The organism is Paenibacillus sp. MY03 (genome assembly GCF_002165585.1).
GTDB classification, from domain to species: domain Bacteria; phylum Bacillota; class Bacilli; order Paenibacillales; family Paenibacillaceae; genus Pristimantibacillus; species Pristimantibacillus agaridevorans.
The window spans coordinates 148,647-173,170 of the sequence record NZ_MXQD01000018.1; the positions used below are offsets into that span (position 1 = coordinate 148,647).

At 53.1% G+C, this 24,524-nt stretch carries 25 protein-coding genes; 9 read left to right on the forward strand and 16 right to left on the reverse strand.

Annotated features, from left to right (window positions below; translation table 11 throughout):
- Positions 1 to 11 precede the first annotated feature (11 nt).
- The 4 genes from B1748_RS18030 to B1748_RS18045 form a co-directional block, all read right to left on the reverse strand.
- The gene (locus B1748_RS18030; RefSeq protein ID WP_087569372.1) at positions 12 to 809 is read right to left on the reverse strand and encodes an ABC transporter permease; all 798 of its coding nucleotides are present in this window, start codon (positions 807 to 809) and stop codon (positions 12 to 14) included.
- Positions 810 to 936: 127 nt separating this feature from the next.
- Positions 937 to 1,731: an ABC transporter ATP-binding protein gene (locus tag B1748_RS18035; protein WP_087569316.1), complete on the reverse strand. Its 795-nt coding sequence runs from the start codon at positions 1,729 to 1,731 to the stop codon at positions 937 to 939.
- 39 nt (positions 1,732 to 1,770) lie between these two features.
- Complete coding sequence (locus B1748_RS18040) at positions 1,771 to 2,781, reverse strand: ABC transporter substrate-binding protein (RefSeq protein ID WP_087569317.1); 1,011 nt, start codon at positions 2,779 to 2,781, stop codon at positions 1,771 to 1,773.
- Between the two features lie 233 nt (positions 2,782 to 3,014).
- The gene (locus B1748_RS18045) at positions 3,015 to 4,529 is read right to left on the reverse strand and encodes a carboxypeptidase M32 (protein ID WP_087569318.1); all 1,515 of its coding nucleotides are present in this window, start codon (positions 4,527 to 4,529) and stop codon (positions 3,015 to 3,017) included.
- Between the two features lie 116 nt (positions 4,530 to 4,645).
- Here B1748_RS18045 and B1748_RS18050 point away from each other — a divergent pair, with 116 nt between their 5' ends.
- The gene (locus tag B1748_RS18050; RefSeq protein WP_087569319.1) at positions 4,646 to 4,969 is read left to right on the forward strand and encodes an iron-sulfur cluster biosynthesis family protein; all 324 of its coding nucleotides are present in this window, start codon (positions 4,646 to 4,648) and stop codon (positions 4,967 to 4,969) included.
- Positions 4,970 to 4,999: 30 nt separating this feature from the next.
- Positions 5,000 to 5,563 (forward strand): beta-class carbonic anhydrase, encoded by a 564-nt coding sequence (locus B1748_RS18055; RefSeq protein ID WP_087569320.1) that lies wholly within the window; start codon positions 5,000 to 5,002, stop codon positions 5,561 to 5,563.
- A gap of 2 nt (positions 5,564 to 5,565) precedes the next feature.
- Here B1748_RS18055 and B1748_RS18060 read toward each other — a convergent pair whose 3' ends face one another.
- Positions 5,566 to 6,087, reverse strand: coding sequence for a DUF309 domain-containing protein (locus B1748_RS18060; RefSeq protein ID WP_087569321.1), 522 nt, complete (start codon positions 6,085 to 6,087; stop codon positions 5,566 to 5,568).
- A gap of 119 nt (positions 6,088 to 6,206) precedes the next feature.
- On the opposite strand from B1748_RS18060, the gene B1748_RS18065 reads away from it, so the two are divergent.
- The 3 genes from B1748_RS18065 (at position 6,207) to B1748_RS18075 (ending at position 9,039) form a co-directional block, all read left to right on the forward strand.
- Positions 6,207 to 6,632, forward strand: coding sequence for a hypothetical protein (locus B1748_RS18065; RefSeq protein ID WP_087569322.1), 426 nt, complete (start codon positions 6,207 to 6,209; stop codon positions 6,630 to 6,632).
- A 2-nt stretch (positions 6,633 to 6,634) separates the two neighbouring features.
- Positions 6,635 to 6,922 (forward strand): YxcD family protein, encoded by a 288-nt coding sequence (locus B1748_RS18070; RefSeq protein ID WP_087569323.1) that lies wholly within the window; start codon positions 6,635 to 6,637, stop codon positions 6,920 to 6,922.
- 230 nt (positions 6,923 to 7,152) lie between these two features.
- On the forward strand, positions 7,153 to 9,039 hold the full coding sequence (locus B1748_RS18075) for a glycosyl hydrolase family 18 protein (protein ID WP_087569324.1): 1,887 nt from the start codon (positions 7,153 to 7,155) through the stop codon (positions 9,037 to 9,039).
- Positions 9,040 to 9,109: 70 nt separating this feature from the next.
- Here B1748_RS18075 and B1748_RS18080 read toward each other — a convergent pair whose 3' ends face one another.
- Together B1748_RS18080 and B1748_RS18085 are read right to left on the reverse strand one after the other, a co-directional pair.
- Positions 9,110 to 10,009 (reverse strand): AraC family transcriptional regulator, encoded by a 900-nt coding sequence (locus tag B1748_RS18080; protein ID WP_087569325.1) that lies wholly within the window; start codon positions 10,007 to 10,009, stop codon positions 9,110 to 9,112.
- 83 nt (positions 10,010 to 10,092) lie between these two features.
- On the reverse strand, positions 10,093 to 10,572 hold the full coding sequence (locus B1748_RS18085) for a DUF6530 family protein (RefSeq protein WP_087569326.1): 480 nt from the start codon (positions 10,570 to 10,572) through the stop codon (positions 10,093 to 10,095).
- A gap of 191 nt (positions 10,573 to 10,763) precedes the next feature.
- On the opposite strand from B1748_RS18085, the gene B1748_RS18090 reads away from it, so the two are divergent.
- Positions 10,764 to 11,075 carry an ArsR/SmtB family transcription factor gene (locus tag B1748_RS18090; protein WP_087569327.1) on the forward strand — a complete coding sequence of 104 codons (312 nt, stop codon included), beginning with the start codon at positions 10,764 to 10,766 and terminating at the stop codon, positions 11,073 to 11,075.
- A 56-nt stretch (positions 11,076 to 11,131) separates the two neighbouring features.
- Entirely contained in the window at positions 11,132 to 11,644 is a 513-nt protein-coding gene (locus B1748_RS18095; RefSeq protein ID WP_087569328.1) for an SRPBCC domain-containing protein, read from the forward strand.
- An 80-nt stretch (positions 11,645 to 11,724) separates the two neighbouring features.
- On the opposite strand, the gene B1748_RS18100 is transcribed toward B1748_RS18095, so the two are convergent.
- Complete coding sequence (locus tag B1748_RS18100) at positions 11,725 to 12,147, reverse strand: VOC family protein (RefSeq protein ID WP_087569329.1); 423 nt, start codon at positions 12,145 to 12,147, stop codon at positions 11,725 to 11,727.
- A gap of 110 nt (positions 12,148 to 12,257) precedes the next feature.
- Here B1748_RS18100 and B1748_RS18105 point away from each other — a divergent pair, with 110 nt between their 5' ends.
- A complete protein-coding gene (locus B1748_RS18105; RefSeq protein WP_087569330.1) occupies positions 12,258 to 13,511 on the forward strand; it encodes a serine hydrolase domain-containing protein in 1,254 nt (417 codons plus the stop codon).
- A 196-nt stretch (positions 13,512 to 13,707) separates the two neighbouring features.
- Complete coding sequence (locus B1748_RS18110) at positions 13,708 to 14,064, forward strand: helix-turn-helix domain-containing protein (RefSeq protein WP_087569331.1); 357 nt, start codon at positions 13,708 to 13,710, stop codon at positions 14,062 to 14,064.
- Between the two features lies 1 nt (position 14,065).
- On the opposite strand, the gene B1748_RS18115 is transcribed toward B1748_RS18110, so the two are convergent.
- The 8 genes from B1748_RS18115 to B1748_RS18150 form a co-directional block, all read right to left on the reverse strand.
- The gene (locus B1748_RS18115; RefSeq protein ID WP_143810327.1) at positions 14,066 to 15,043 is read right to left on the reverse strand and encodes a hypothetical protein; all 978 of its coding nucleotides are present in this window, start codon (positions 15,041 to 15,043) and stop codon (positions 14,066 to 14,068) included.
- 84 nt (positions 15,044 to 15,127) lie between these two features.
- Complete coding sequence (locus tag B1748_RS18120) at positions 15,128 to 17,428, reverse strand: hypothetical protein (protein ID WP_179215660.1); 2,301 nt, start codon at positions 17,426 to 17,428, stop codon at positions 15,128 to 15,130.
- Positions 17,429 to 17,456: 28 nt separating this feature from the next.
- Positions 17,457 to 18,797, reverse strand: a complete 1,341-nt coding sequence (locus B1748_RS18125) for a UDP-glucose dehydrogenase family protein (RefSeq protein ID WP_087569334.1) — start codon at positions 18,795 to 18,797, stop codon at positions 17,457 to 17,459.
- 14 nt (positions 18,798 to 18,811) lie between these two features.
- Positions 18,812 to 20,200 (reverse strand): sugar phosphate nucleotidyltransferase, encoded by a 1,389-nt coding sequence (locus B1748_RS18130; RefSeq protein WP_087569335.1) that lies wholly within the window; start codon positions 20,198 to 20,200, stop codon positions 18,812 to 18,814.
- 30 nt (positions 20,201 to 20,230) lie between these two features.
- Entirely contained in the window at positions 20,231 to 21,178 is a 948-nt protein-coding gene (locus B1748_RS18135; protein WP_087569373.1) for a polysaccharide pyruvyl transferase family protein, read from the reverse strand.
- A 9-nt stretch (positions 21,179 to 21,187) separates the two neighbouring features.
- A complete protein-coding gene (locus B1748_RS18140; protein ID WP_256975749.1) occupies positions 21,188 to 22,540 on the reverse strand; it encodes an oligosaccharide flippase family protein in 1,353 nt (450 codons plus the stop codon).
- A gap of 2 nt (positions 22,541 to 22,542) precedes the next feature.
- Complete coding sequence (locus B1748_RS18145; protein ID WP_087569336.1) at positions 22,543 to 23,445, reverse strand: glycosyltransferase; 903 nt, start codon at positions 23,443 to 23,445, stop codon at positions 22,543 to 22,545.
- A 3-nt stretch (positions 23,446 to 23,448) separates the two neighbouring features.
- Positions 23,449 to 24,522, reverse strand: a complete 1,074-nt coding sequence (locus tag B1748_RS18150; RefSeq protein WP_256975750.1) for a glycosyltransferase family 4 protein — start codon at positions 24,520 to 24,522, stop codon at positions 23,449 to 23,451.
- Between the last annotated feature and the right edge of the window lie 2 nt (positions 24,523 to 24,524).

Here is a 24,524-nt window from a genome sequence, read left to right on the forward strand (position 1 = left end):
CCATCACCATCCTACCGTTCCCGCCAGCCCTCAGTCAACCTCCGCTCGAGCGCGGCCACCAACTGGTACATGATCGTCGCGACTAAGCCGATGACAACCAGGCTCGATAAAACGAGCGTAAAGTTAAACACCTGGAATCCGTAAATAATCTGATAGCCTAGTCCGATCTTGGCCACAAGAAATTCGCCGACAATAACGCCAATCCATGCAAGCCCCACGTTTACCTTCAACGTTGCGATCATAACCGGGAAGGATCCCGGCAAAATAACCATGCGGAACAGCTGAGCCCGCGATGCGCCGAACAATCGGACTACTTTAATATATCCGCTGTCTATCTCACGGAACCGGTTATAGATGTTAATCGTCGTTATGATGACCGTCACCATTAATGTAATAGCGACTATTGACAGGAGACCTGGACCTAATGCAACGATAAAGATCGGACCCAAGGCGACCTTAGGCATACTGTTCAGGACGACAAGATAAGGATCCAGTACGCGGGATACAAACGGGAACCACCAGAGCAAAGCGGCTAACGCCGTTCCGAACAGTGTTCCGAGCAGGAAACCTGCAATCGACTCTCCTACTGTCGCTCCGACATGGGGCCAGAGACTGCCGTCGCTCGCCAGCGAGTAGATCAGCTCCATAATTTTGGACGGATAGCTAAATAACAGGGGATCGATCCACTTGCTCCGGCCCGCTATCTCCCACAAACCAAGAGACAACACCAAGATGGCAAGCTGCGTCAATGCAGCCAGACCCCTTATTTGCCGCGTCTTCGCCTTATAGCGGCCGTACAGACCGTCCATCAGAGCTTGCCGCTCTTCCTGCACGCCCGATAATGCAGCTACTTCACGCGATTCGGTGTCACGAGAGGGATAGCTCTCGCTTATTACGCTGTCAGATTGCGACCCTTTCTCCGCACCCGGGCTGCGATTATCCATGCTGATCGCCTCCCTTGCCGTCCCCGTCATTGAACTCCGCCCATAATTGATCGAAGACGCTTTGGAACTGCGCCATTCTGCGTGCTTCTGTCGGCGGAGCCTGCCGTATCGGTTCCGAGATGCTCACTTCCCTCCGGATATGGCCGGGCCCCTTGCCGAGCACGATGACGCGATCGCTCATCGCCGCAGCCTCCGCCAAGTCATGCGTCACCAATACGGCCGTCTTGCCCAGCCTGGCCAGCGTATGCTGCACAAGGTCTTCGAGCTGCAGCTTGATATGGAGATCAAGAGCCGAAAACGGTTCGTCAAGCAGAAGCACGTCGGGCTCGGTAACCAGCGTGCGGGCAAGAGCAACCCGTTGGCGCATGCCGCCGGACAGTTCATGGGGATACCGCCCTCCGTTGCCTTCCAGTCCAAGCTCGCCCAGCCAGTGGTCCACGGCTGCCATCGTCTTTTCGTTTCGCCTTCCGGCGATCTCGAGTCCGATTGCCGCATTATCCCGTATCGTCCGCCATGGGAACAGGAAATCTTGTTGAAGCATGTAACCCACAGCGGGGGACGGTCCTTGGACGGACCTTCCGCCTACCGTTACGCTGCCGAGAGTAGGCGGGAACAATCCCGCCAACAGGCTCAGCAGCGTCGTTTTCCCGCAGCCGCTAGGACCGACAAGACTGACAAATTCACCCGGGGCGATGTCCAGATGGATATTTTCCAATGCGAGCGAAGCGCCTTTATCGTTGACATACACATGTGACACATCTTTCAGCGACATAACAGGCTCGTTCATGGTCTTCGCCTCCTTCGCTTTAGAATCCGGACAGATCCCTTACTTTCCTCCGGCAACAGCAGTTTCGGCAAAGCTGGTATTGACTAGCGTCCCATGCTCCGTTCGTTGCTGCAGCTCCCCGGCCGACGTAATTACGTCCAGCAAGTTGTTCCACTCCGCTTCATCCACAATGGGATCGACGGAGAAGGAGCCCTGTACCTTGTAACGTTCGATCGAACTGGTCAAAATATCCAGCTCTACGTTCTCGAAGTACGGTTTCACCGTCTCGGCAATTGTTGCCGCGTCGTTGTCCTGTACCCACTGCTGCGCCTTATAGACAGCGTTGGTGAAAGCCTGCACATGGGCTTTGTTTTTGTCGATAAAGCTGTTTTTCGCCATAAAGACCGTATAAGGCAATTCGCCGCTCTCCGTGCCGAAGGAAGCAACGACGTAACCCTGTCCCTCCTTCTCAAAGATCGATGCGGTAGGTTCGAACAGCTGGACATAGTCACCCGTTCCCGAGGCGAAGGCAGGCGCGATGTTTGCAAAATCGACGTTCTGGATCATCTCCATGTCCGCATGGGGATCGATGCCATGCTTTTTCATTGCGAATTCGCCGGCCATCTGAGGCATCCCGCCTTTTCTTTGCCCAAGGAAAGTTGTGCCCTTTAGTACGCTCCAATCAAAGTTTTCAACTTTTTCCCGGCCTACGAGAAACGTACCGTCCGTCTGTGTGAGCTGAGCGAAGTTAATAACGGGATCATCTGCGCCTTGCTGATAGACGTAGATTGAGGTTTCCGATCCCACCAGCGCGACATCAATGACGCCCGAAAGCAGGGCAGTCATCGTTTTGTCGCCGCCCGGCGTCGTGGTCAATTCGATCTCAAGCCCTTCTTCGGCAAAAAAACCTTTTTCGATTGCCACATATTGCGGCGCATAAAACAATGAGCGCGTAACTTCTCCGATGCGGACCAGCTTCTTGCCCTCCGATTCCTTCCCGCAGCCCGCCAGCGCCGTTGCCGCCACGAGCACCGCAACGAGAAACACGGATGCGAGCCTTCCTTTCTTCATGCTACATTCCTCCCGCCTATAGGCATAATGTGATGTACACCAGCCTATGCGTTTCCCGCCCAGACGGTGATTAACGCAAGAAAAGGCTCTAGGCTCGCTGCCTAAAACCGTGCATTTGACCAAAAAAAATGGCGGCTCCGAGAGTAAACTCCTGGCGCTGCCATTTCGTTTTTTTGACGATGTTTTTTCACCTGTTTGTGAGTCGGCCTTTTTAGTTCTTCGGACGCCAAGCTTTACAGCTTGTAAATATCGGTATATTTTTTCGTCAAGTATTGGACGAGATATTGCGGATTTAGCGGTTCGCCGGTCACGTTTTTAATCAGCTCCGATGGCGTGCGAAGCTTGCCGTATTGATAGATTCTCTCCGTAAGCCAGTCTTTGATGGGATGCAACTCTCCAGCCCCAACTTTGGTCCACATTTCCGGCATCTCGCGCTCCATCGCAACCGCGAATTGGGCCGCATACATGTTGCCAAGCGAATAAGAAGGAAAGTATCCGAACGCGCCGCCGGACCAATGGACGTCCTGCATGACTCCATCCGCGTAAGAGGCAGGCTCTACGCCGAGATATTCCTTGTACTTCGCGTTCCAGAGCTCCGGCAGTTCCGCCGCCTTCGCGCCATCATTAAAAATCAGCTTCTCCATCTCGTAACGAATGATGATATGAAGATTGTAAGTCAGCTCATCGGCCTCAATCCGGATCAGGGATGGAGCTACGGTATTGTTGCCCCGGTAAAATCCATCGACGGATACGTCGAGCTGACCGGGAAATCTTGCCTGGAGCTCGCCGAAGTACCGATTCCAAAACGGGCGGCTCCGACCGATGACATTTTCCCAGAAGCGGGATTGCGACTCGTGGATGCCCATAGATGTACCTGTGCACAAGGGCGTTCCGACGAGAGAACGGCTAATGTTCTGCTCGTAGAGCGCATGTCCGCCCTCGTGGATCGTCCCGAACAGAGCGCTAGTGACGTCATCCTCCAGATAACGGGTCGTTATGCGAACATCTCCGGGGTTTAGGCCGGTAGCAAAGGGATGTGCGCTTTCATCCAGTCGGCCTGCGTCGAAGTCGTAGCCCATTTGCTTCAGAATGTAGAGACTGAAATCCTTCTGCGCCGCCTTATCGTACTTCTGCCTAAGGAACGATGTATCCGGCTGATGGGGCGACGCCGCTATTTTTGCCGATAAAGAGACCAGCTCGGAACGCAAGCCGCCGAATACGCCATCCAGCTCTTTGACCGTCATCCCCGGCTCGTATTGATCGAGCAATGTATCATAGCGGGTCTCCTTGGCCCCCCATAAATCGATGAATTGATTCGTATATTGAATAACTTTCTCCAAATAAGGCTGGAAGCCGGCATAATCATTTTCTGCCTTCGCTTCCTCCCACTTCGACTCCGACTGCGAAGCCAACACGACGTACTCCTCGTAGAGCTTGGGCGGAATCTTGACGCTGCGATCGTATTCCTTGCGCGTCTCATCGACGAGCTTGCGGTCAATTTCGGACAACGACCCGTATACGTCGTCTTCCTCCAGCCGGGACAACCATTCGCCGAGCTCGGGCGATGTCGACAGTTTAAACATGTCGCCGGACAGTGCGCCGATGGCCTCGGACCGGGTATCCATTCCTTTGCGCGGCGCGCCTGTGCGCAGATCCCAGTAGAGTACGCCAAGCGCTTCGTTGTAGCTGGAAATCTTATGTAGGGTTTCTCTGAACTTGCCAAGTGTATCCTTTTGTTGATCGCTCATCGCAGATAACCGCCTTCCTTAGTCTTGTCATTGGAGTTTGATCTCCTTATAATCATCTTAAACCTGCAAGACCGGTGACCGCAACATCCAGAACCGACGGAAGGAGCAATATCATTATGTTTATTACATTCTCGGCTTCCGCTGCTAGAAAGCTGGAGCCCTATCTTGCGGACGGTTCCGCCAAGCTAAAGCTGCTGCACGATACGGACCGCGGCTGCGGAATGAGCGGCGTTCCCACCTTGCGCCTGATTGGCGAGCCGACCGGCAACGATCGTCAAGCTTCGGGAGACCCTTTCACGTTCTATTACGAGCCGTGGCAAGAGGTGTTTTACGAGGACAATCTCAGAGTCGATTACAATGAAACCGAAGGCAGCTTCAGCCTTCGCGGCGACAGTCAAATCTATACATCGCATCTCCGGTTTATCGACCGGGTCATGTAGTCTTAATTCCATTTTTGGGGGGCATTATTTTTGAGCAGAATCGACGATATTATGGACTTTAATTCCGCCTTTGTAACGACGAAGCAATACGAGCAGTACGCGACCAGCAAATTTCCCGACAAGCGGATGGTCATTTTGACTTGCATGGATACACGGCTGACGGAGCTGCTGCCCAAATCCATGAACTTGAAAAACGGCGACGCCAAAATCATCAAGACGGCCGGCGGAATCATCACGCAGCCTTTCGGCAGCATCATGCGAAGCGTACTCGTTGCGTTATACGAGCTTCAAGCGGACGAGGTTTTCGTCGTCGGTCATCATAACTGCGGGATGACGGGCCTTAATCCGGAACTCATCGTCGAACATATGATAGAACGGGGCGTACCGGAAGCAACGATCGAAATACTGAAAAATTCCGGCGTCAATCTGATGCGCTGGCTGACAGGCTTCGATAATGTGCGGGACAGCGTTGTGAACAGCGTAAACATTATCCGCAATCATCCGTTGCTCCCTGCCGACATTCTCGTACACGGGCTCATTATCGATCCCGATACGGGCGAGCTGGAGCTCGTGGCCAAAGCCGGCGACGCATAGTCTCACTCTTTCCGTGCACGAAGAGCTTCGCGCCTTGCGGCTATGACGCCGCTTCGGTCCCGAAGCTTATGCCTATGGATAATGCTTTCATCCACCATGGTACTGTCCGTGCCCCAGATTACGCCGAGTCTCGCGCATTCCTCTAGGCATAACGATTTCAATTTTTCATCTTGGACAACCAGGTTGATATCGCGGTAACCCTCTGCGTTCTCCGCTCCCGCAGCATCGGCACGTTCCTCAAGCTTACGGAGCAAGTCCGCCCGTGCCAGTCCGGCAGCTTCCACATCGACGCGCTCCAGCTTGCTAAGCGACTTTCTGTACAAGCTGCCCGCTCCGCGGAAGTTGCCTCTTCGTTCGTGATATTGGCCGACTGCCAATTGGATAAGTCCTACCCACAAGTCGGCTAGGCCATCTCCCGGATGTTCCTTCCAATACTCTTCCAGCAGCTCATGGCATTCGAAATAATCCCTTGTTGCATGAAAATGGACCAAGTAGGCAATATAAGATACAGGATAAGGACGCACGTTCGCGAACCTCCCTTCGAAATGTACAAAAATATTAAAAAAAATTGAAACCCTCGTTCATCGTAACCGTATTCCATGATGATATCAATCTATGCGATGCAGAAAGGAAAGAAAGACAAATGAAAAAGGGATTTATCGTTATGGTTGCTTTAACCTTGATCTTCGCGTTCGGTTTCGGACAAGTTGCCGATGCGAAACGAGGAGGCGGATTCAAATCTCCTAAGCAAAGCATCACACAGCCCAAGAAAGACAGCGCCACGCAGTCGAATCCGGGAGCAAAAACCGGTGCGGCTGCAGGTACGGCCGGCACAGCCGCTAAGGGCGGATTGTTCGGCGGCAGCGGCTTGATGAAAGGTTTGATGATCGGCGGTTTGGCCGGCATGCTGTTCGGCGGAATGTTCGGAAGCATGGGTGCTTTCGGCGAAATCTTCGGATTGTTGATCAATCTGCTCGCGATCTTCGCGATCATCATGTTGATCCGCGTCGCATTTGTCTATCTTAAGAGCAAGAAAAAGAATGACCCGGATCCGCGGAGACCTTACTAATCGTGAGAATCTTGACAAACGAGATTATTAACGCGGTTTGTTATCATACTGCTCAGCGTCGCGGCTTGCAGCCTACCGACGTAGAAGTGCAGTTGTCGTGGGATGAGGAATACGGTTATACGGCAGAGATGTGGGTACAAGGCCGCAGCCAATATTTGATTGAAGCCAACCTGCTTGAAGCTATTGAACAATATGTATATTCGCAATACAATATTCGCGCATTCCGCTCCGACATCCAGCTTGGACTGGACGAAGAGGCTGGCGAATTTTTCGCGGATATAGCCAGCTAATCCGTAATCATATAAGCTGTCGCAACCGGAAACGGCCTCCTCGGAGGCCGTTTTTTCTCGTCTTCCTGTCACGATCCTCCTCTTTCACGATGTGAGCATTTCGCTCTTCCACAATTTTCAATCCATTTGCCGTGCAACTCCTCTTCCCCCCTTGCGTCTAATCTAGTAGATTGCAATGAGGAGAGTGATAGAATCTGTGGAAGAAACTTAGTCTGCTCGCAGTAACGCTGATGGCTGCCTCGACATTCCTGTCACCCGCAGTGCCGACAGCCGATGCAGCGACGGCAAGCAAGACAACCATGTACCGCGTCTATCAGAATGACAAGGCGCTCAAGGAATTCGCGACGGAAGCGCAAGCGCTTTATTATGCGAAGCATTACAGCTACAGTCACGTTGAGAAAATCTCGGATCGCAAATGGATCTGGGACAACTTCCCGCATTATAAGGTGTACCAAAACGGCAATTCCACGTCCAAGATGGAATTCCAGACGTACAACGAAGCGCTTGCCTATGCCAAGACGCTGAGCAACGCAAGCATACGCGATCTGGAGAACGTAGGCTGGATGTACGACTCCTATCCAAACTATCGGTTGTATCAAGGAGATAACACTTTGCCGACTTGGAACTTCCGCACACTGGAGGACGCCAAAAAAGAAGCCGCCAAATGGGGAAACGCCCATATTATCGATCTTGAAAGCGGCAAGTGGGTTTGGGATAACTTGACTGCGGCGCAAGTCGAAGCTCAGAGCGCTGCTCCTGCATCCTACGACATCGTCGTTGACGATCAGGCAGTAACAGGGGAGAAACGTTATTCTTTCCTTAAGAACGCAATCATTGCGGCAGAGAAACATCCAGGCAGCAAGGTCGTAAATACCGCTACCGGCAAAACCGTCCAATCAAACGAACTTACATACGAGCTCAGGCAAAGCGGACGACTCGTAAAGACGTACTTGGGACTCCGAGATGCTGTCAAAGCCGGTACATGGCTGGCAAACGCCGAAGTGATCCGAGACGGCTCCGTTTTATGGTCCAGCAAACCTTATCTCGAGGTCTATCAAGGAGACAAGAAGATTAACGCTTACCATAAGCTGAGCTCGGCGATTTATTACGCCAAACATTACGCGAACAGCTCCATCCGGACATTGGATGGACGCGTCCTGTGGAGCAACGTCAAAAATCTTCAAGTACTCGGCTGGAACGGCAGCAGCGCCGTCTCGACGATTATGAGCCATGTTTCGAACACGCAAGGATTGGACTACGATTCTCCGACCTGGTTCGAGCTTGCCTCGGCGGACGGAACGATGTCGGATGCTTCCGATGCTTCCGTCGTGAAGACGCTCAAGGATCGCGGCATCAAGGTGACGCCTCTCGTACACAACGGCTTTAACCGCAAGCTGACATCCGAGTTTCTAAAAAACAGCGAGGCCCAATCCAAATTCATCGCTTCGCTCGTCAATCGGTTGTCCGCGCTTGGCGTATACGGCGTTAATCTCGATTTCGAAGAGGTGGCAGGCGCCGACCGCGCGTTGTACACGGCATTCGTCAAAAAGCTGACCGATGCCGCCCATGCCAAAAGTTTGAAGGTATCGATCGATCTCCCGCGCGGAGACGCGAGCTGGAATCACTTGACGGCATACGATCATGCCGCGCTTGCCGGCATCGTCGACATGATTATGATCATGGCCTACGACGAACACTGGAAGGGCAGCACGGAGCCGGGCTCCGTCGCAGGACTCAAGTGGGTGGAAGATGGCGTCAAGCAGTTCCTCGATTACGGCGTGCCGAGAAGCAAGCTGATGTTAGGCATTCCGTTCTACGTTCGCGAATGGCGGGTTGACGGAACCGGCAAGCTCGTCGATAATCGCGCCATCTTTATGAAGGAGCTGCCGAAGCTGATTGCCGAGACAAAAGCGACCGGCGTCTTCGATGCCAAGTCCGGGCAAAACAAATATACGTACACAAAAGACGGCTACACGCATGTATTTTGGGCGGAGACGCATGATACCGTTTTAAAGCGCATCGCGATCGCCAAAAAATACGATTTGGCCGGCGTAGCCGCTTGGAGACTCGGCTATGAAGACGCCGAGCTCTGGACGAAAATCCTGCAATCGAAATAATAATTTAAATAAATACAATGACAAGGGCAGAACCGGCATGAAATGCGGGTTCTGCCCTTACCTGTTTCACTTAATCGCTTGGAAACTGCCTGTCCTGCTGCTTCTTCTTCACGGGTATCCAAATTTCGCTTCTGTAAGTCTCGGACGACGTATCCTTCCCTTCATTCCACAGCAACTCGGGACCTGGCGCGATCTCATAATCCGATGACGGAAACCATTCCGAATAAATTCGTCCCCAGATTTTCTGCAACGTCTCCGGGAAAGGACCCACGGATTCGAATACGGCCCAATGGGATGGTCCAACCTCTAGAACGGCAAGCTCTCCCGTCACCGGCTCCTTTGTTGCCGCTCCGATATAATGGTCCAGCTCCCCCCGTTCTTGCATGCGACCTTCGTCAAAGTTGACGGAAGCGCTGATGATGCCTCGCGGCTCCATATTCGACAATCCTTTGATCGTTCCGATCAACTCCGGCGTCAGCTGCTTCCACATCTCGGCAATTTCCGGATTGACCCCGTTAAATACAATTGGCACTCGCTTGCGCAACCCTGCGATACGAAATGCTTCTTTCTCCACCAAACGGTATTGCATGGCATCTCCTCCTTGAATGGTCAGTTGAAACGACATTCGCGGGAACGCTTTAAGCGTTGGGCTCCCGGCTCTTACATCCGAAGGATTTAAGCCATGAAGCTGCTGGAACGCTCTGGTAAACGCATCCGGAGATTGATACCCGTACTTGACGGCAACATCGATAATTCGCGTCGCCCCGGCGCTTAGCTCCTGTGCAGCCAGCGTTAGACGTCTCCGACGGATATATTCCGCGAGCGTCGTTCCCGACAAGAAAGAAAACATACGCATAAAGTGGTATTCGGAGCACCTGGCCCGTTTAGCCGCTTCCTTCATATCGATCTCATCCGTGAGCCTCTCTTCCAAGTACTGGATCGCATCATTCCAAGGACCCAATCCGTTCATCCTCATCCCTCCCGCACATTTAGATTAACAGACCAGGAGAATCGACTTCCGACTTTGCTTGCCCGATGGTGTCGGATCAGCTTTTAGTAACCCATCTCTTTTAAAATTCGGGACAACGCGCGCAGCCGCTCGCCATACAATTCGCCATCGTCGCTCAGCGCCTGGCTAAACAGCTTGATATCCTCATTAATTCTCTCGTTGTCCGTACAAACGGAGACCGTCATGGCATCTCCCTGCAACCCCACACGATCGATTACCGGGTTATCCGTATCGTATAGCTCCTTGTACCGGTACGCTTCGCGGAAGTGAACCATGCCGGTGCAAACAAGAATGGCCAGATCAAGCACGCGGTGCAGAGGAAGCTCCTCGGATTGTCTGGACCACTTTCCTCCCGTATGTCTCCACACTTTAGCGGATATATCGACCTTTCCCCTGTCATTCCATTGCGCCAGCCCTAACGACAAACCTTTGGCGTCCGAGTTGCTGGCATACCGGCCATCCACCTGATCGTAATTTTCCGAAACAATGACGGGTTTATGTTTTAACGTTGTTGGAATCTGCATCATGGTATTCTCCTTTACCGAATGGTTTTATTTTAGTAATTTACTAATTTACTGTACATGTCATAAATCATACTCTACGAATTGAAAATCGTCAAAACGTTTTAAATATTCCTTGACGAGAATATTCTCGATCTGGTATATTCAAATTGTAACAACGGCAGGTCACTGACAAGCGGAAAGGATGGCGGCATATGGATATCGCAACCTTAAGCGCGCTCGCTGAGCCGAACCGGTTGCGCATCGTAGAGCTGCTTGCTTATGGGCCTCTGACCGTGGGAGAGATCGCGGAGCGGCTCCGGATTCGCCAACCGCAGGTTTCCAAACATCTTCGCGTATTGCTCGAGGCCGGACTCGTCGAAGTTCAGCCCGATGCGAACCGCCGCCACTACAGGCTGCGATTCGACCCGCTCCAGCAGATGGATCATTGGCTGGGCCGCTACCGCAAGTTGTGGAGCGAGCGTTATGACAACCTAGACGAATACTTAAAGAAGTTGCAAGAGTGAGTTGAAACGGCTACGCCGTCCTTTGTTGGACCATTAACGATTAGGAGGAATTATCAATGACACAAGCTATGATGGTAAAAGCAGAAGGCAACGTATTAACTTTGGAGCGCGTATTCAACGCCCCTCCCTCCCTGGTTTTCCAGGCATTTTCGCAAGCCGAGCATCTGAAGCACTGGTGGGGCCCGCGCGGCTGGGCCATTACTCATTGCACGGTCGATTTCCGTCCAGGCGGCTCTTGGCATTATTGCATGACTTGCCAGGACAAGGAGCAAGGAGATTTCTACGGTATGGAATCGTGGGGAAAAAGCCTTTATAAAGAAATCGTGGAAAATGAGAAGATTGTGTACACCGATTACTTCTCCGACAAAGACGGCAATCTATCCGAAGAGATGCCGGCTACGGATGCGACGCTTCTATTCGAAAGTTATGAAGGCAAAACGAAACTGATTAATATTAATATTTATAATACGGCGGAATCGCTGAAGGCTGTTCTGGACATGGGCATGGAGCAAGGCATCAAGGAAACTTGGGATCGTTTGGGCGAGCGTTTGGAAGAAATCCAAAAATAAATCGTTGCAATTACAATAGAGCCGGACAAGAAAACTTGTCCGGCTCTATTGCTGATTCAACATTTAAAGTTATTTTTACTTTAAAATTCGTTCATGCCGAGATTAAACTGCCATTGTACGCCGAACTTGTCCGTAAGGCTGCCATAAAGCGGAGCCCAAAACGTTTCTTGCAGCTCCATTATGACGTTGCCGCCTTCTTGCAGCCGATTGAACGCGGATTGAAGCACATCCCGATCCTCCGTAACGACAGAAAGCGAGAAGTTGTTGCCCATCGTAAACGGCATGCCTGGAAATACATCCGAAAACATGACAATACTCCCCAGTATTTCTAACCGGGAATGCATGACCATGTTTTTCGCTTCTTCTGGAAGCGGATGGTTCGGGTCGGCCGGCACTTCGCCGAAGGTCATGATTTTGGGAACTTCTTGTCCAAAGACCTCTGCGTAAAATTCGATGGCTTCGCGCGTGTTGCCATTGAAGTTCAAATAAACATTAATCGGCATCGTCGTCTCTCCTTTTTTGTCCTGATTCGAGACCAGTATAGCATGTCCGAGCAAATGAATGCCAGAACGTGTATGATAAGAAAAAGTATTCTTGAAGGAGGATTTTAAACATGACAACCGCAACCGGACAAGCTTTGCGACAATACATGGATCATTACATGGCCAAATGGCCGTTCAGCGGCACGATCCTCGTGGCGCGGAAAGGTGAAATATTGTTTCGCGAGGCCTATGGACACGCTAGCCTGGAGCACGACGTACCTAATCGGACGGATACGAAGTTCGGCGTATGGTCCGTAACGAAATCTTTCACCGCGCTCGCAACGGCTATGCTAGCCGAAGAAGGACGGCTACATTTCGATGACTTGCTGAGTCGATTTGTTCCGGAGATGCATGCCGCTCCTCCGATTACGATTCGTCAAGCTATAAACCACGTCTCCGGACTTCCCAATTTCACAAGTATTCCGGCATACAACGAAGGGCTTAACAAAAGACCCGTTTCCAGGGAGGAGACACTGCGCCTGTTGCTGAGCCAACCTATGGAATTTGCGCCCGGGGAGCGGTTTGCTTACAACAATTCGGGCTACTATTTACTTGGGCTCGTTATCGAAGCCGCTAGCGGAATCACGTTCGGCCAATTTATCTCAACCCGTATCTTGCAGCCGCTTGGACTCGGGAATACCGGAGTAAATGATGGCAGAAGCCTCATACCAGGTCTTTCCTCCGCTTACCATGCTTCCGGCAATGGTCCCATACCCGCGGAATTCGTTGAGATGGGGACGGTCTTCTCTGCGGGCGGCATGTATTCTACGATTGACGACTTGTACGCATGGGCGCAATCCTTCGACTCTGCGAAACTCGTGAAGCGTTCTACACTGGAACAAGCCTTTTATAGGGAAGGCGCAGGTTACGGGCTCGGCTGGTTTATTGACGAAAAACATGACCGGAAACGAATTTACCACGGAGGGGCTTACCGCGGCTTCCGCTCCGAGCTGCACCGCTTTCCGGATGACGAAACGACCGTTATCGTGCTCACGAATTACGATTATGTACCGGCGACGAAGCTTGCAGATGCCTTGTCCTCGCTTGTTTTCGGCAAGGAAACAATCGTTCCCGAATTCCCCGCGCCTTACGCGCTGACGCAGGAACAATTCTCAGCTTATATCGGCGTCTATGAGGGTTTCGGCTGCAAAGCGGTTGTTAGTCGGGATGAGGACGGTATGTTCTTTCAATGGAACGACAGAGAAATTCACCGCATATACCCGATATCCGAGGAGCGGTTTCATCATAACTGGATCCAGTGGGAATGTATCTTCAAACGCAATGACACCGGGGAGCTGTCTTTCCTGGGCATGAAACGAAAGTAACGTAAGGTCCTCTATTCGCGCTTGCCAATAAGCTTGAGCCGGTCATTACATGGAATATTCGCCGCTATGGATTATAATTGGGTTTACTTGTACATGCAATTGGAAATCATGTTATAATTATGTTTGCATTGTCTAGGAGAATACTACCATAATAGAAGGACAAGATATCAAAGATGAGTCTTGAGGGGGAGATGCCATGTTTGGTCAACGACTGAAGCAGCTGAGGAAAAAAAGGAAATTGACCATGCAGGAAGTCGCGGATTATGTAGGTGTCGCCAAAAGCACCTATGCGGGATACGAGTCCGGTTATAGACAACCCACAATTGAGTCCATCCAAACGATATCCCGGAAACTGCGCACATCGGCCGACTATTTGTTAGGCCTTACGGATTATGCGGAGCTACCCGCCGAGATTAATCACAATGCCAAGGAATATTTGAATATTGGCAAGCTCCATTGGGACGGGGTTCCCTTGGAGAAGGGCGATCTGGAGCTGATCCGCAGCTTGATGGAGCGGGTTCTTCGCGATCGGTCCCTCCCCGAGGAAGATTGACTTACATGCCGAGCATCTGCTGCAGCTTCAACTCTGCTTCTGCCCGCAGTTGTTCCATAACTTCATTGTATGTTTTCCCCCACTCGCCTATTTTTTCGGCAGACACCCCGTCTTGGCCAGCCCTTGCCGCAACCTCGTTAAATTGCGTTTCGCAAACAACGCTTGCCGCTTCCAGACTAGCGGCGGCTTCGGCTCCAATGCGCTGAAGCGCCACTAGATCTGTCGCTTCCACGTTCCCTACTTGAGTCTCCGTCTCTTTAAGCACCGACTTCACATCCATAATGCAGCCTGCCTGAAGACCTAGCAATTCCAGCTCATATTGGTGTTCCAGCCCGTTATCGGATTCTTCGGGCGTAGGTGCAGTGGAAGGAGACGGCACTGGCGAGGCGGCCGGTTTCTCCGTAGACGCGGGAGTCGAACTCGGCTTGTCCGTAACAATCGGTCCGAGTCCAGGTTTTTGTGACGGCTTGGTTGGCGGAGCAGGAGTGGGTGTTACAGCCGGCTTCGCCGTTGTACCGCCGGAATTTTGCTTCGCATCGTCGTCGCTGCCATTCGCGGTCGGATCCGCTCCCGTAGTCGGCAGCGTAACATCGTCATCGTTGCCTTCTGCCTCTTGCTCGGAACTTGGGAGGTTCGGCCAGCCTTCCTCCAAGCCAAGAAGTCCTCCCGGGGAATTCTTCAATTCCTCTAGCAGACCTCCAGCCTCTCCGCTCCCTCCTTTTCCTTCCTGATCCTCCGGCACTGCGCCTTGTTCTCCTCCTTGCGGCAGCTCCTGTCCTGCGTCCAAGTCCAACATGATAACGGGCAGATCATTTTCATTGTTCCCTTGCGCGACTGCCGTGCCGCCCGATTGATCCTGCCAATACAGTGCGCCCCAAGCGAGCAATAAAATGACCGTCAGCGTGGCAAGCGCCATAACGGCAATATTGGGCTTACGTATTCGTCTTATTCTTTTTCCGAACCTGTTCCTCTTTAACATCGAATGCATTCACCGCCTTCGTAAATCCATAAAGAATGACGTTCCGGCGAAGCCGCTTGCAGCGGCTCGCCGGTCATCCAGCTTCTAAAATTCTAGAAGCGACTTTATGATTTTTGTTATCGTAGCATTGACCTTGGTCTTGATTTGAGCCAATGCTTCTTCCTTCTGCTGCGCACCCGCGTTCAGTTTAAGAAGTTCTCTTGCGGCATGATTGCCTTCGCGTGCCGTATCCAGCAACAAGCTCACTTTCTGAATATCGGTCTTGGAAGAAGCAAGCCTTACCTCGATCTTGGCCAGCTTTCCATCCAACGCTTGAAGCAATGCTGCGATTTTCTGAGCCGTCTGGTCCTCCTCTTGTTCATTGACCAGCGTCACTTCCTGCTGGAATACGACCTTGCCTCCTTTGCCGCTCGGATTCGAAACAGCGGCTTGAATGAGCGCCGTCGCAGATGCCGTCCCCTTCGGAATCGTCACTCTGCCGTTTGAGCTCACCGACACCTCTTTGTCACCCGACACCTTGCTCCACTGCAATGCATGATCCGGAAGCTCGATGCCTTGGAAAGACAACGAATACTGATGCTGTCTGCCGTAATCCGTCACCTTGACGGCGACCTCGGCCTCCGAGCGGATATACGCAATCGCCATGGCCAGCGCCGCTTCCTCGTCATGCTTGAATTTGGATTGGAAGCTCTTGGCCGTTTGCCGCATATCGATAGGTCGGACGCCAAGATCGGCAAGAGCCTTGGCCAGCGGATACTCCTCTTCTTCCTCCATTATTCCTGCAAGCGAGTCCGCGACAAGCGCGCTCAGCTTATTCTTATTGCGCAGCAGAAGGGCAAGCTCGGATGGTTTCATTTTGGACACACTCTCCAGCATTTCGCCCTCCAAACCTCCGCGTTCTTTCCCATCGCCGAACAGCAGAATAAGGAAGTCGTCCATCGTTACGTTCGAAACGCCTCCCGCCGCCGCGAGAGTCTTTAAGGCTGCGCGGAATTCTGGATTGCTGCGGATTTCCTCCAGATCGGAAGCTTTGGGATCGTAACGGAACGAACCGACGGCCACGAGAATATCGAACAGATCCCTTTTCAGCTTCGCCTCGTCAACCGTTTTCGGCAAATTCGGTTTTACCCGTTTCCATAGCGGATCCAGCAGCTTGCCGTCCTTTGAGAAAGAAAGCTTTGTCCATTCATCCCTAAAGCTGCGAACCGCGTCTACGTCAGCGGGATCGCCCGCAAGCAGGGCATCCCTGAGCTTGTTCATCCGCTCGAGGAAAGCTTCGACCGGGAACACTTCGCCTTCCTCGCCATCGCCGACTGCCTTCAAGGTGACCTCTTGTTCGAATATCACTTTCGGGGATCCGCCATACGGATTCTGAAGACTTGCCCGAATGACAGCCGAAGCTTTTTGGGCACTGGACGGAATCGACACCACGCCTTTAGAGCTGACGGTGACAATGGAGTCGCCGGACACTTTCGACCATACCAGCGCAATTTGCGGTACGGCTACACCTGCGACACGCAGCGAATAACGATGCTCCCGCCCGTCTTCGCTCACTGCCGCTACAGCCTCGGAAGCCGTACGGAGGTAAGCAACCGTCATCGCGCGAATGGCCGGAACGTCTTTCTGAAGCTTGACCTGGAAGTTCAGCACAAGCGATCTAATATCCTTTGCCGTAACGCCGAGTCCACTCAGTATGTCGACAAACGCATAGTCACCCTTCTTGGCAAGCAGCTTATCCGTTGCTTGCAACAGTACATTCGTAATCCCTTCGTTGCTTCCGAGCAAACCGAGCAACTCCAGGGATGACATCACCGCAAGCTCCGATGCGATCGTTCCTTCTACGCCCTTTCGTCCCGCTCCGTCACCGAACAGGAAGACCAGGAAGTCGTCCATCACAATATCAGGATTTCCTCCGGCCGCCGCAATCGTCTTTAAGGCCGCCCGGTATTCCGGATTCGTGCGGATTTCCTCCAAATCAGACGCTTCCGGGTCGTATCGGAAGGAACCGACAGATTTTACAATGCGAAACAGCGTACGTTTTAGCTCCGGTTCGTCAACGTGATCCGGAAGCTTCGTCGATATTTTGTTCCAAACGGGATCCAGCAGCTTGAGATTGGCATCCACATCCAGAGCGGCTATCTCGTCACGCAGATTTCTGACATCCTGCACATCGACGGGATCTCCTTCGGCGAGCGCCTTATGAAGCTCGTTCATTCTCTCCAGAAACACTCGCGATGGGAGCTTTGCCCCCGAATCGCCTGCGGCGCTCGCGTACTCGGGGCCGCCAGACAGCCCTCCCATGCCAGACGGCAATCCGGTTAACGACGTACCCAACAAGGCTGCCGCAAGCATGGAAGCCGTCAAACTTTTTTTCATTCTCATCATCCGTTCTCCTCTCCATGTGTATGATTATTTAAAATTGCAGCGCGGGCATAGGCTGCTTCACGCCCTTGTTTAAGCTCGGACGGCCGACCGAATAATAAACGAACCCGGTGCCGAGCAATTCCTTCTCCTGAAACACGTTGCGGCCATCAATTAGGACGGGCCGGGCCATTGCGGCTTGAAGACGGCTTAAGTCGACTCCGGCAAATTCGGGCCAATCGGTAAGCAGACATAACGCGTCCGTCCCCTGCGCAGCTTCCATGGCGTCTCCGCACCAGGTTACGCCTTCTCTGCCCAGCAGCGTTCGGAAGTTGTCCAAGGCGACGGGATCATAGGCCCGCACCTTCGCGCCCGCATCCAGAAGACGCCCAATGATCTCTAGAGCCGGCGTATCTCTTACGTCATCGGTATTGGGCTTAAACGCAAGACCCCATACCGCAACGTTCAACCCTTCAAGCTCTCCGCCGAAGATCGCGTTAAGCTTGCGAATGACGCTGAATCGCTGATCCTGGTTCACCTCGACGACGGATCGAAGCAGCTTGAATTCGTAATTCACATGCCCGGCAATTTGTATGAGAGCGTTCGTATCCTTCGGAAAGCAGGAACCTCCGTAGCCGATGCCCGCTTGCAGAAATGAGGGGCCGATCCTTCTGTCGCAGCCCATCCCCTCCGCCACCTGGGAAACATCTGCTCCAACCTTCTCGCAAATATTAGCAATTTCGTTAATAAACGAAATTTTAGTTGCCAGAAAGGCATTGGAGGCATATTTGATCATCTCCGCGCTTCGTATGTCCGTCACGATGATTCGATCTGTAAGCGGCTTGTGCAACTCGAGCATCTTGCTCGCCGCCTCCTCGGAATCCGCACCAATGATGATACGATCCGGATGAAGCGTATCGTGGATCGCGGACCCTTCGCGCAGAAATTCGGGCAAGGAAATGCTGTCGAAAGCAACTGCCGACCGGGATCGCATCAAACCTGCCAGCCGTTCATTCGTGCCGACGGGTACGGTGCTTTTGACCGCTATGATTTTGCGGTCGTTCATTGCCTCCGCTACTTCCAACGCCGCATGATCGATATAAGCCAGGTTGGCTTCGCCGTTTGGCAAAGGCGGCGTGCCCACGGCCAAAATAATCAACTCCGACCGACGGACGGCATTCGGCAAATCCGTGCCGAACGATAATGATCCCGCCTGACGCACCTCGGCTATCAGCTCCCTCAGTCCAGGCTCGTAAATGGGGACGCCCCCCTCGTTAAGAATCCGGATCTTGCCAGGATCCTTGTCGACGCACATCACGTCATGTCCCAGCTTCGCGTAGCATACGCCCGATACGAGACCTACATATCCGGTACCGACTACCGTGATTCTCATTCGTATATCCCCTTTCAGTGAGGAGTGCGAGCTCCGCAAATGGTAACGATCTCTTCCCAGTCATACGCCAATCTGACAATGTCTTCCTCCACCAGCTCGCTGCCCGTCTGGACTTCGATGATCTCCATTTCCGTCCGCGCGCGAAGACTGTGTCTGCAGCCCTGCTTGATCGTCAGCACATCGCCCGAGCGTACCTGAAATACTTGCCCGTTCATCGCCATATCGCCTTCGCCTGCGATAACTGTCCACACCTCGCTGCGAAGCTCATGATATTGGTAGCTTAAATTATGGTCCGGCGATATGCAGAGCCGTTTGGTCAGCACCTCGCTGCCATCCGGATATTTTAAATAATCGAGCACTCTGTAGCGCCCCCATCTCCGTTCTTCGTACATGGGCCGTTGAGTAGAATGTTTCATAATCTCTTTGATCATCGGGCTTGAAGGTTTATCCGATACGAGAATGCCGTCCGGGCTCGCGGCCACCACGACGTTGGACAAACCCAGCAGCGTAATGGGAATGTCCAACTCGTTAATGACATGAGTGCCGCTGGAATTGCCCGCAATAATGCCTTTTCCGATGATAGAAGCATTCATCTCCTCCGTAAGCGTGTTCCATGTGCCGAGATCCTTCCACTCGCCGTCGAACGGGAGCGCGACGATATGATTCGAACGCTCCACAATCTCGTAATCGAAGCTGATCTTGGGCAGCTTGCCGTATTGCTTCTGCATCTCGTCGTATTGGATGGGGTAGCCGCACGCAATGAGCACATTAATGAGATAATCCAGCTTAAATGCGAACACTCCGCAGTTCCAAAGCGCATCTCTGCCGATTAGCTCGGCCGCTTCCGATTCCGTCGGTTTTTCTTTGAAGCTGCCGACATGGATATAGCCTCCGGCGTCCGGTTCTCGGCCAGGCCCGGCTGGTACGATATAGCCGTATTTTTCGGAAGGATAGGTTGGTTTGACGCCCATCAACGCCAGATTGGCTCCGGAGTCGTTCAACACTTTCTCAAGCTCCTTGCTTACTTCGAAGAAAGACTCCTCCACATACGGATCGACCGGCATGACCACGATCGTCTCGTCCATACTGACTCCTTGCACCGAATAGAGATACGTTGCGGCTAGCGCGATGGCGGGGAAAGTATCTCTTCGCTCGGGTTCGACAATCAGCTCGATCTCGCTGCCCAATTGACTCTGAATCATCTCCACCTGGGATTTGCTGGTTGCGATATAAGCATGTTCCCGCATGCCTGCGCGTTCGATCTGCCCCCATACCCGCTTCACCATGGATTCCAACATACCGTCAGCGCCTGGGAGTACCTTTAGAAATTGTTTGGATCTGGAATCATTAGACAAAGGCCAAAGCCGTTTGCCGGAACCTCCGGACAATAATAAAATTTTCATTCTGGCCACGCTCCCTTATGCTGATTTCGATCATGCTTGTCCATGCAGTCGAGCCGTCTGCACGGCGCTTGTCCATGTGTGAAAATAACCCGAATTTTTGCCGTAAGAATTGTCCAGCAGCGTGTTGGGCTTGTCCATCAGGCACGATAATATATGGCCGTGAAGCCGGGAGGTCTGGATGGAACGGTATTCGCTAAACCTGCGTATGGCCTTGTCTACCAGGTAATCGCTGTATTTGTTCCATATCGTGCCCATCGGCAGGATACCGCTCCGCCGCCTCATCGCGCTTCCGATCATGCTGATCGACTTCCGTTCGACGCGGTTGTAGAGCGAATTCCAGTCCAGATAATCACCATCGCGCGCGGACTCCAGCTGCTCCTGCCCGCTCGCCTTCTCGATGTCCGTGCGCAGAAACCGGAGAAGCTCCTTGGCTGGTGCTGCCTTGGAGGCAATCGGCCATAGCTGATGCGCCATATCCGGCGCCAACTGAACGGAGCAGCGCACGAACTTCTTCGACGCAGCATCATGGGACTGCGGGTCGCGGACGAAGAGATGCAAATCGGGATGCCGATTAAAGATATCCGCCGTACGGTCGAACTCGGACTCGTTCCGGTAGTAAACCGTCTGAGGCAGGATCACCACTCGATTGCCTGTATACTCCGATACGATCCTCTCGCGGAGCTGCTGATGGACGGGGTACAAATCCCCGAAATTGCCGCCGCCTTGAAGAACGATAATATGTTCCGGCGGCATGCTCAGCCGATCAGGGAAATCCAGGACGCTGTATCGGGCGTAAACACGAATGCCGTAGTCCCGAAAGAAAGCCTCCGTCCCTTTCATGATGAGCAGATCGCCGCCGTTGTTGTAGACCGGGTAATCCACGTATTGAACCGTAGAACCCGGCGGTATGACTTTCAGGATCGGTCTGAGCCGACGTTTGAGCTCGTCCATGGGATGGGTGGCATGAACCGTCAACATGATCTTCATTCACTCCTTGCGTTTCATTTTTGCCGTAATGGCTTCCGTGAGAAAACGGAAATCTTCCCGCTGGAAGAGTAAAGCTCCAAGCTTGACGCGAAAAACGAGCCGCATCGACAGGAGCGTGACCGCAAGCCTGACCCAGGCGCCGATCAGCAAGGCGGCTGCAATCCCGTTAAGCCCAAATGTCGGGACTAGCGCGAAAAACAGTCCGACCGTCACGGCCAGCGCGATCATTTGCCGGATGAGCACAAGTCCCGGCCTGCCCATCGCATTAAAGGCGGACGCCAATATCCATGCTCCGCCGCCAACGATGCACTCCGCGGATAAAATATAGAAGGCCGTGCTTGCATCCAGAAACGGTTCTCCGAACAACATACCCATCAGCGATCGGCCGATTAGCATGCAGGGCACGGCAACAAGCGTCATCAGCAGCATGGTCAGCCTGAAAGCGCGTCCGACGGTTGAAATAATGACCCCGTTGTCCTGCCCCGTAACCTTTGGGAACACGACGCTTGTAATTGCGGTCTGCACAACGTTGAACACGCGGGACAACGCGTAAACGACAGTGTAGAGCCCAAGCTCTCTGGCCGACAGCATCGACAGAATAACCAGCTTGTCGAATTGGGCGTACACGGTTCCCAGCAGCTCCACCCCAAACACCTTGCTGCCGTAACCCAGCAACGCTTTGGCCGCCATTCGGTCCCGCAGTCCCCTCAGCCAGCCAACCACAAGATTTTCGCGGATCTTGTAAGCTGCCGCCGCTGCAACGGCTACCGTCGTAACTAGGAATACGACGGCCGCGGAGGTCAACGACAGGTTGCCCGCAGCCCAGAGAGCGAGAAGTCCGGCGAGATTGAGGAGCGGCACGTATAACCGCACGCCGTTATATACTTGAAAACGGCCCATGCTCTGGGCAAGCGCGGAAAGCAGGTTGATGGCGAGCAGAACGGGCAGCATGCCGGCGGCGTACCATCTGGCGGCAGCCACCACCGGCTCGGGATATCCGGCAAGCCACGCCGGCATAAAGATCCACGCGATGCCGCCCGTCACCGCCGCGACGGGCAGCTGGAACAGGAATCCCGTTCGGATTAGCTGCGATTCCTTCCCGGGATGCCGCTTGACGTTGAAGATAAGCGAAGTCGGGAGACCGAAGGACACGATGCCCGCCAGCAGCGTCGGCCATAACAGGATGGCCGAAAACTCTCCTTTGCCGACGACTCCGAACATGCGAGCCGTTGCGATTGATGTCAGCGTGCTAAGCGCCATCACGAGAAGATTCGTTGCGCTTGTGCGAAAGATCGTACCGGCTAACCCGCTTCCTTTCCAAACTTTACGAATGGCCAATTGCGACATCGTCATTGTCAGCTCCTGCCGCCGCCGTAGCGAAGGATGCCGATCAACGATCCGTTGCGGTAACAAATATGGACCAGCTGCCTGATAAACGCTTTGGGGCGGAAGACGGCCGGCAGCATGGAAACGACGGCCTGCAGCAGTCTGACGATGTGTTTCGCAACGGCGAATGCGCTCCTGTCCTCTCGCCTGACGGCATCGCTTACGCCTTGCCAGAACATGCGCTTAAGGAACCACTTCCTGGTGGCGCGTTCCTTCGAGATTTTATGCCGGACGCCGCCATGCGGCGTATAATAAACTTTGTGGCTCCGCCTCAGCCGTCCAATAAGCTCGCTCTCCTCGCTGGATAACAGCTTGCCGCCCCTTCTGCCGAGATCTTCCCGGAAATGGCCGATGTCGAGAAACAGCTCCCGCCGGAATGCGACATTCGCGCCATAGGGAATCGAAGGAGCCTCCATCTCCGTGATCGTTGGAGCGTAATCCAGAATGGTGAATACCGAACGATGCTCCTCCGGTATCCAATCGGGTTCGGCGCTTTCCCAGACGGGGTCAATCCGCCCCCCGACGCAGCCGATGGCGGCATCGCTCTCGAATACGTCCACAATCGCCTCCATCCATCCCGGCATGGCCAACGCGTCGTCATCCAGAAAGAGGATGTATGTTCCCTTAGCCTCCCGAATGGCCCGATTGCGCGCGACCGATAGTCCAAGCTCTCCTTCGAATACATACCTCAGCCTCTCGCCGTATCGTTCTTGCAGAGCTTTCATGACAGCAGCCGTATCGTCGGTCGACCGATTGTCCACGACGATCACTTCATAATCGTCAAGATCTGTCCCGCTGGACATGACGCTCTCCACCGCTTCCTTGGTATCTTTGGATCTGTTATGCGTACAGATCGCGACCGTTGCCTTCATCGTTCATCCCCTCCCCGCGTACACGAGCTCCGTCTTGCGTGCGATGACATCCCAATCCAGCTCCCGAAGCGCTTCTTCGTAATCGGGAGATTTGCGCTGCCTCTTCAGCATCCTTGCTTCTTCCAGAGCGCTTGCCAAACCGCCTGCGAAGCTCGGATCGTATCGAATAGCCATATGCTCCTGGAAATAATCATCGATAAACTCGTTATCCGGCATGACGACAAGCTTTTTAAAGGTCAGACCGAGAATCGCGGAACCCGATGTCGTAATTTCTTTATATGGCAGAACCAGGGCGTCCGCGGCGTTAAGCAAATCCGCTACCTCTTCGTTCGGGATGAACCCGGGCATCAGAATAACGCCCTCTTCCCGCCTAAGCCCCTGCAAATAAAGCTCCAGCTCCGCATCCGCTTTGCCGGCAATAATGAGATGCGTTCGTTCCGTCCTGACCATGCGGAACGCTTCGACCAAATCATCAACGCCCTTATAAGGCTTAATGGCGCCCATAAACAGGAACACGTCGTCGTCGTCGCCGATGCCGTACAGCTCTCGAACTCGCAGTCCTTGAGGTTTGTAGACATCCAGATAATGACCGTGCTTTACCACATGGAGCTTGCGCTCCGGAACGCCGAATTCCTCCTTGACCTTACGCTTAATCGACTCCGAGGCTACAATCAGGCCCGTACTGAACCGGCAGATCAACCTTCGCATCAAGCGCTCGGCCCCCCCGCGTCCGGAGTCATGGGGATACAAATTATGGATCGTCCAGACGAGATTGATCCCCCGCAAGCGCATATAAGTCAAGGTAAGGATCAGGATGGTCGACTTTAGCGCGGAAACGACAGGATTCCTATGCCAATAGGCATGGTGGAACCAGTGGACATGTACGACATCCCCTCTTCTTGCCTTGCCGATCTTAAGCATCAACTTGCCATGGCTCAGATCCCTGACGTCTAGACCGGCGTCCATGAGCGCCTCCGTCAACAAATTATTGTATACGTTTAGTCCGCTTGTTCTCGGCCACATCCATACTCTCTTCGGCCTTCTCTCCCCGGCGTCGGCCATTCGCACATCATTCATTC

What these genes read in the sequence shown, in the direction of transcription:
- B1748_RS18095 (WP_087569328.1), top strand. Translation starts at nt 11,132, where the DNA reads ATGACACAAGCTATGATGGTAAAAGCAGAAGGCAACGTATTAACTTTG.
- B1748_RS18110 (WP_087569331.1), top strand. Translation starts at nt 13,708, where the DNA reads ATGTTTGGTCAACGACTGAAGCAGCTGAGGAAAAAAAGGAAATTGACC.
- B1748_RS18075 (WP_087569324.1), top strand. Translation starts at nt 7,153, where the DNA reads ATGGCTGCCTCGACATTCCTGTCACCCGCAGTGCCGACAGCCGATGCA.
- B1748_RS18080 (WP_087569325.1), bottom strand. Translation starts at nt 10,009, where the DNA reads ATGAACGGATTGGGTCCTTGGAATGATGCGATCCAGTACTTGGAAGAG.
- B1748_RS18040 (WP_087569317.1), bottom strand. Translation starts at nt 2,781, where the DNA reads ATGAAGAAAGGAAGGCTCGCATCCGTGTTTCTCGTTGCGGTGCTCGTG.
- B1748_RS18145 (WP_087569336.1), bottom strand. Translation starts at nt 23,445, where the DNA reads ATGAAGGCAACGGTCGCGATCTGTACGCATAACAGATCCAAAGATACC.
- B1748_RS18050 (WP_087569319.1), top strand. Translation starts at nt 4,646, where the DNA reads ATGTTTATTACATTCTCGGCTTCCGCTGCTAGAAAGCTGGAGCCCTAT.
- B1748_RS18045 (WP_087569318.1), bottom strand. Translation starts at nt 4,529, where the DNA reads ATGAGCGATCAACAAAAGGATACACTTGGCAAGTTCAGAGAAACCCTA.
- B1748_RS18065 (WP_087569322.1), top strand. Translation starts at nt 6,207, where the DNA reads ATGAAAAAGGGATTTATCGTTATGGTTGCTTTAACCTTGATCTTCGCG.
- B1748_RS18035 (WP_087569316.1), bottom strand. Translation starts at nt 1,731, where the DNA reads ATGAACGAGCCTGTTATGTCGCTGAAAGATGTGTCACATGTGTATGTC.
- B1748_RS18130 (WP_087569335.1), bottom strand. Translation starts at nt 20,200, where the DNA reads ATGAAAATTTTATTATTGTCCGGAGGTTCCGGCAAACGGCTTTGGCCT.
- B1748_RS18100 (WP_087569329.1), bottom strand. Translation starts at nt 12,147, where the DNA reads ATGCCGATTAATGTTTATTTGAACTTCAATGGCAACACGCGCGAAGCC.
- B1748_RS18115 (WP_143810327.1), bottom strand. Translation starts at nt 15,043, where the DNA reads ATGTTAAAGAGGAACAGGTTCGGAAAAAGAATAAGACGAATACGTAAG.
- B1748_RS18030 (WP_087569372.1), bottom strand. Translation starts at nt 809, where the DNA reads ATGGACGGTCTGTACGGCCGCTATAAGGCGAAGACGCGGCAAATAAGG.
- B1748_RS18135 (WP_087569373.1), bottom strand. Translation starts at nt 21,178, where the DNA reads ATGTTGACGGTTCATGCCACCCATCCCATGGACGAGCTCAAACGTCGG.
- B1748_RS18120 (WP_179215660.1), bottom strand. Translation starts at nt 17,428, where the DNA reads ATGATGAGAATGAAAAAAAGTTTGACGGCTTCCATGCTTGCGGCAGCC.
- B1748_RS18150 (WP_256975750.1), bottom strand. Translation starts at nt 24,522, where the DNA reads ATGAATGATGTGCGAATGGCCGACGCCGGGGAGAGAAGGCCGAAGAGA.
- B1748_RS18085 (WP_087569326.1), bottom strand. Translation starts at nt 10,572, where the DNA reads ATGCAGATTCCAACAACGTTAAAACATAAACCCGTCATTGTTTCGGAA.
- B1748_RS18140 (WP_256975749.1), bottom strand. Translation starts at nt 22,540, where the DNA reads ATGACGATGTCGCAATTGGCCATTCGTAAAGTTTGGAAAGGAAGCGGG.
- B1748_RS18090 (WP_087569327.1), top strand. Translation starts at nt 10,764, where the DNA reads ATGGATATCGCAACCTTAAGCGCGCTCGCTGAGCCGAACCGGTTGCGC.
- B1748_RS18125 (WP_087569334.1), bottom strand. Translation starts at nt 18,797, where the DNA reads ATGAGAATCACGGTAGTCGGTACCGGATATGTAGGTCTCGTATCGGGC.
- B1748_RS18105 (WP_087569330.1), top strand. Translation starts at nt 12,258, where the DNA reads ATGACAACCGCAACCGGACAAGCTTTGCGACAATACATGGATCATTAC.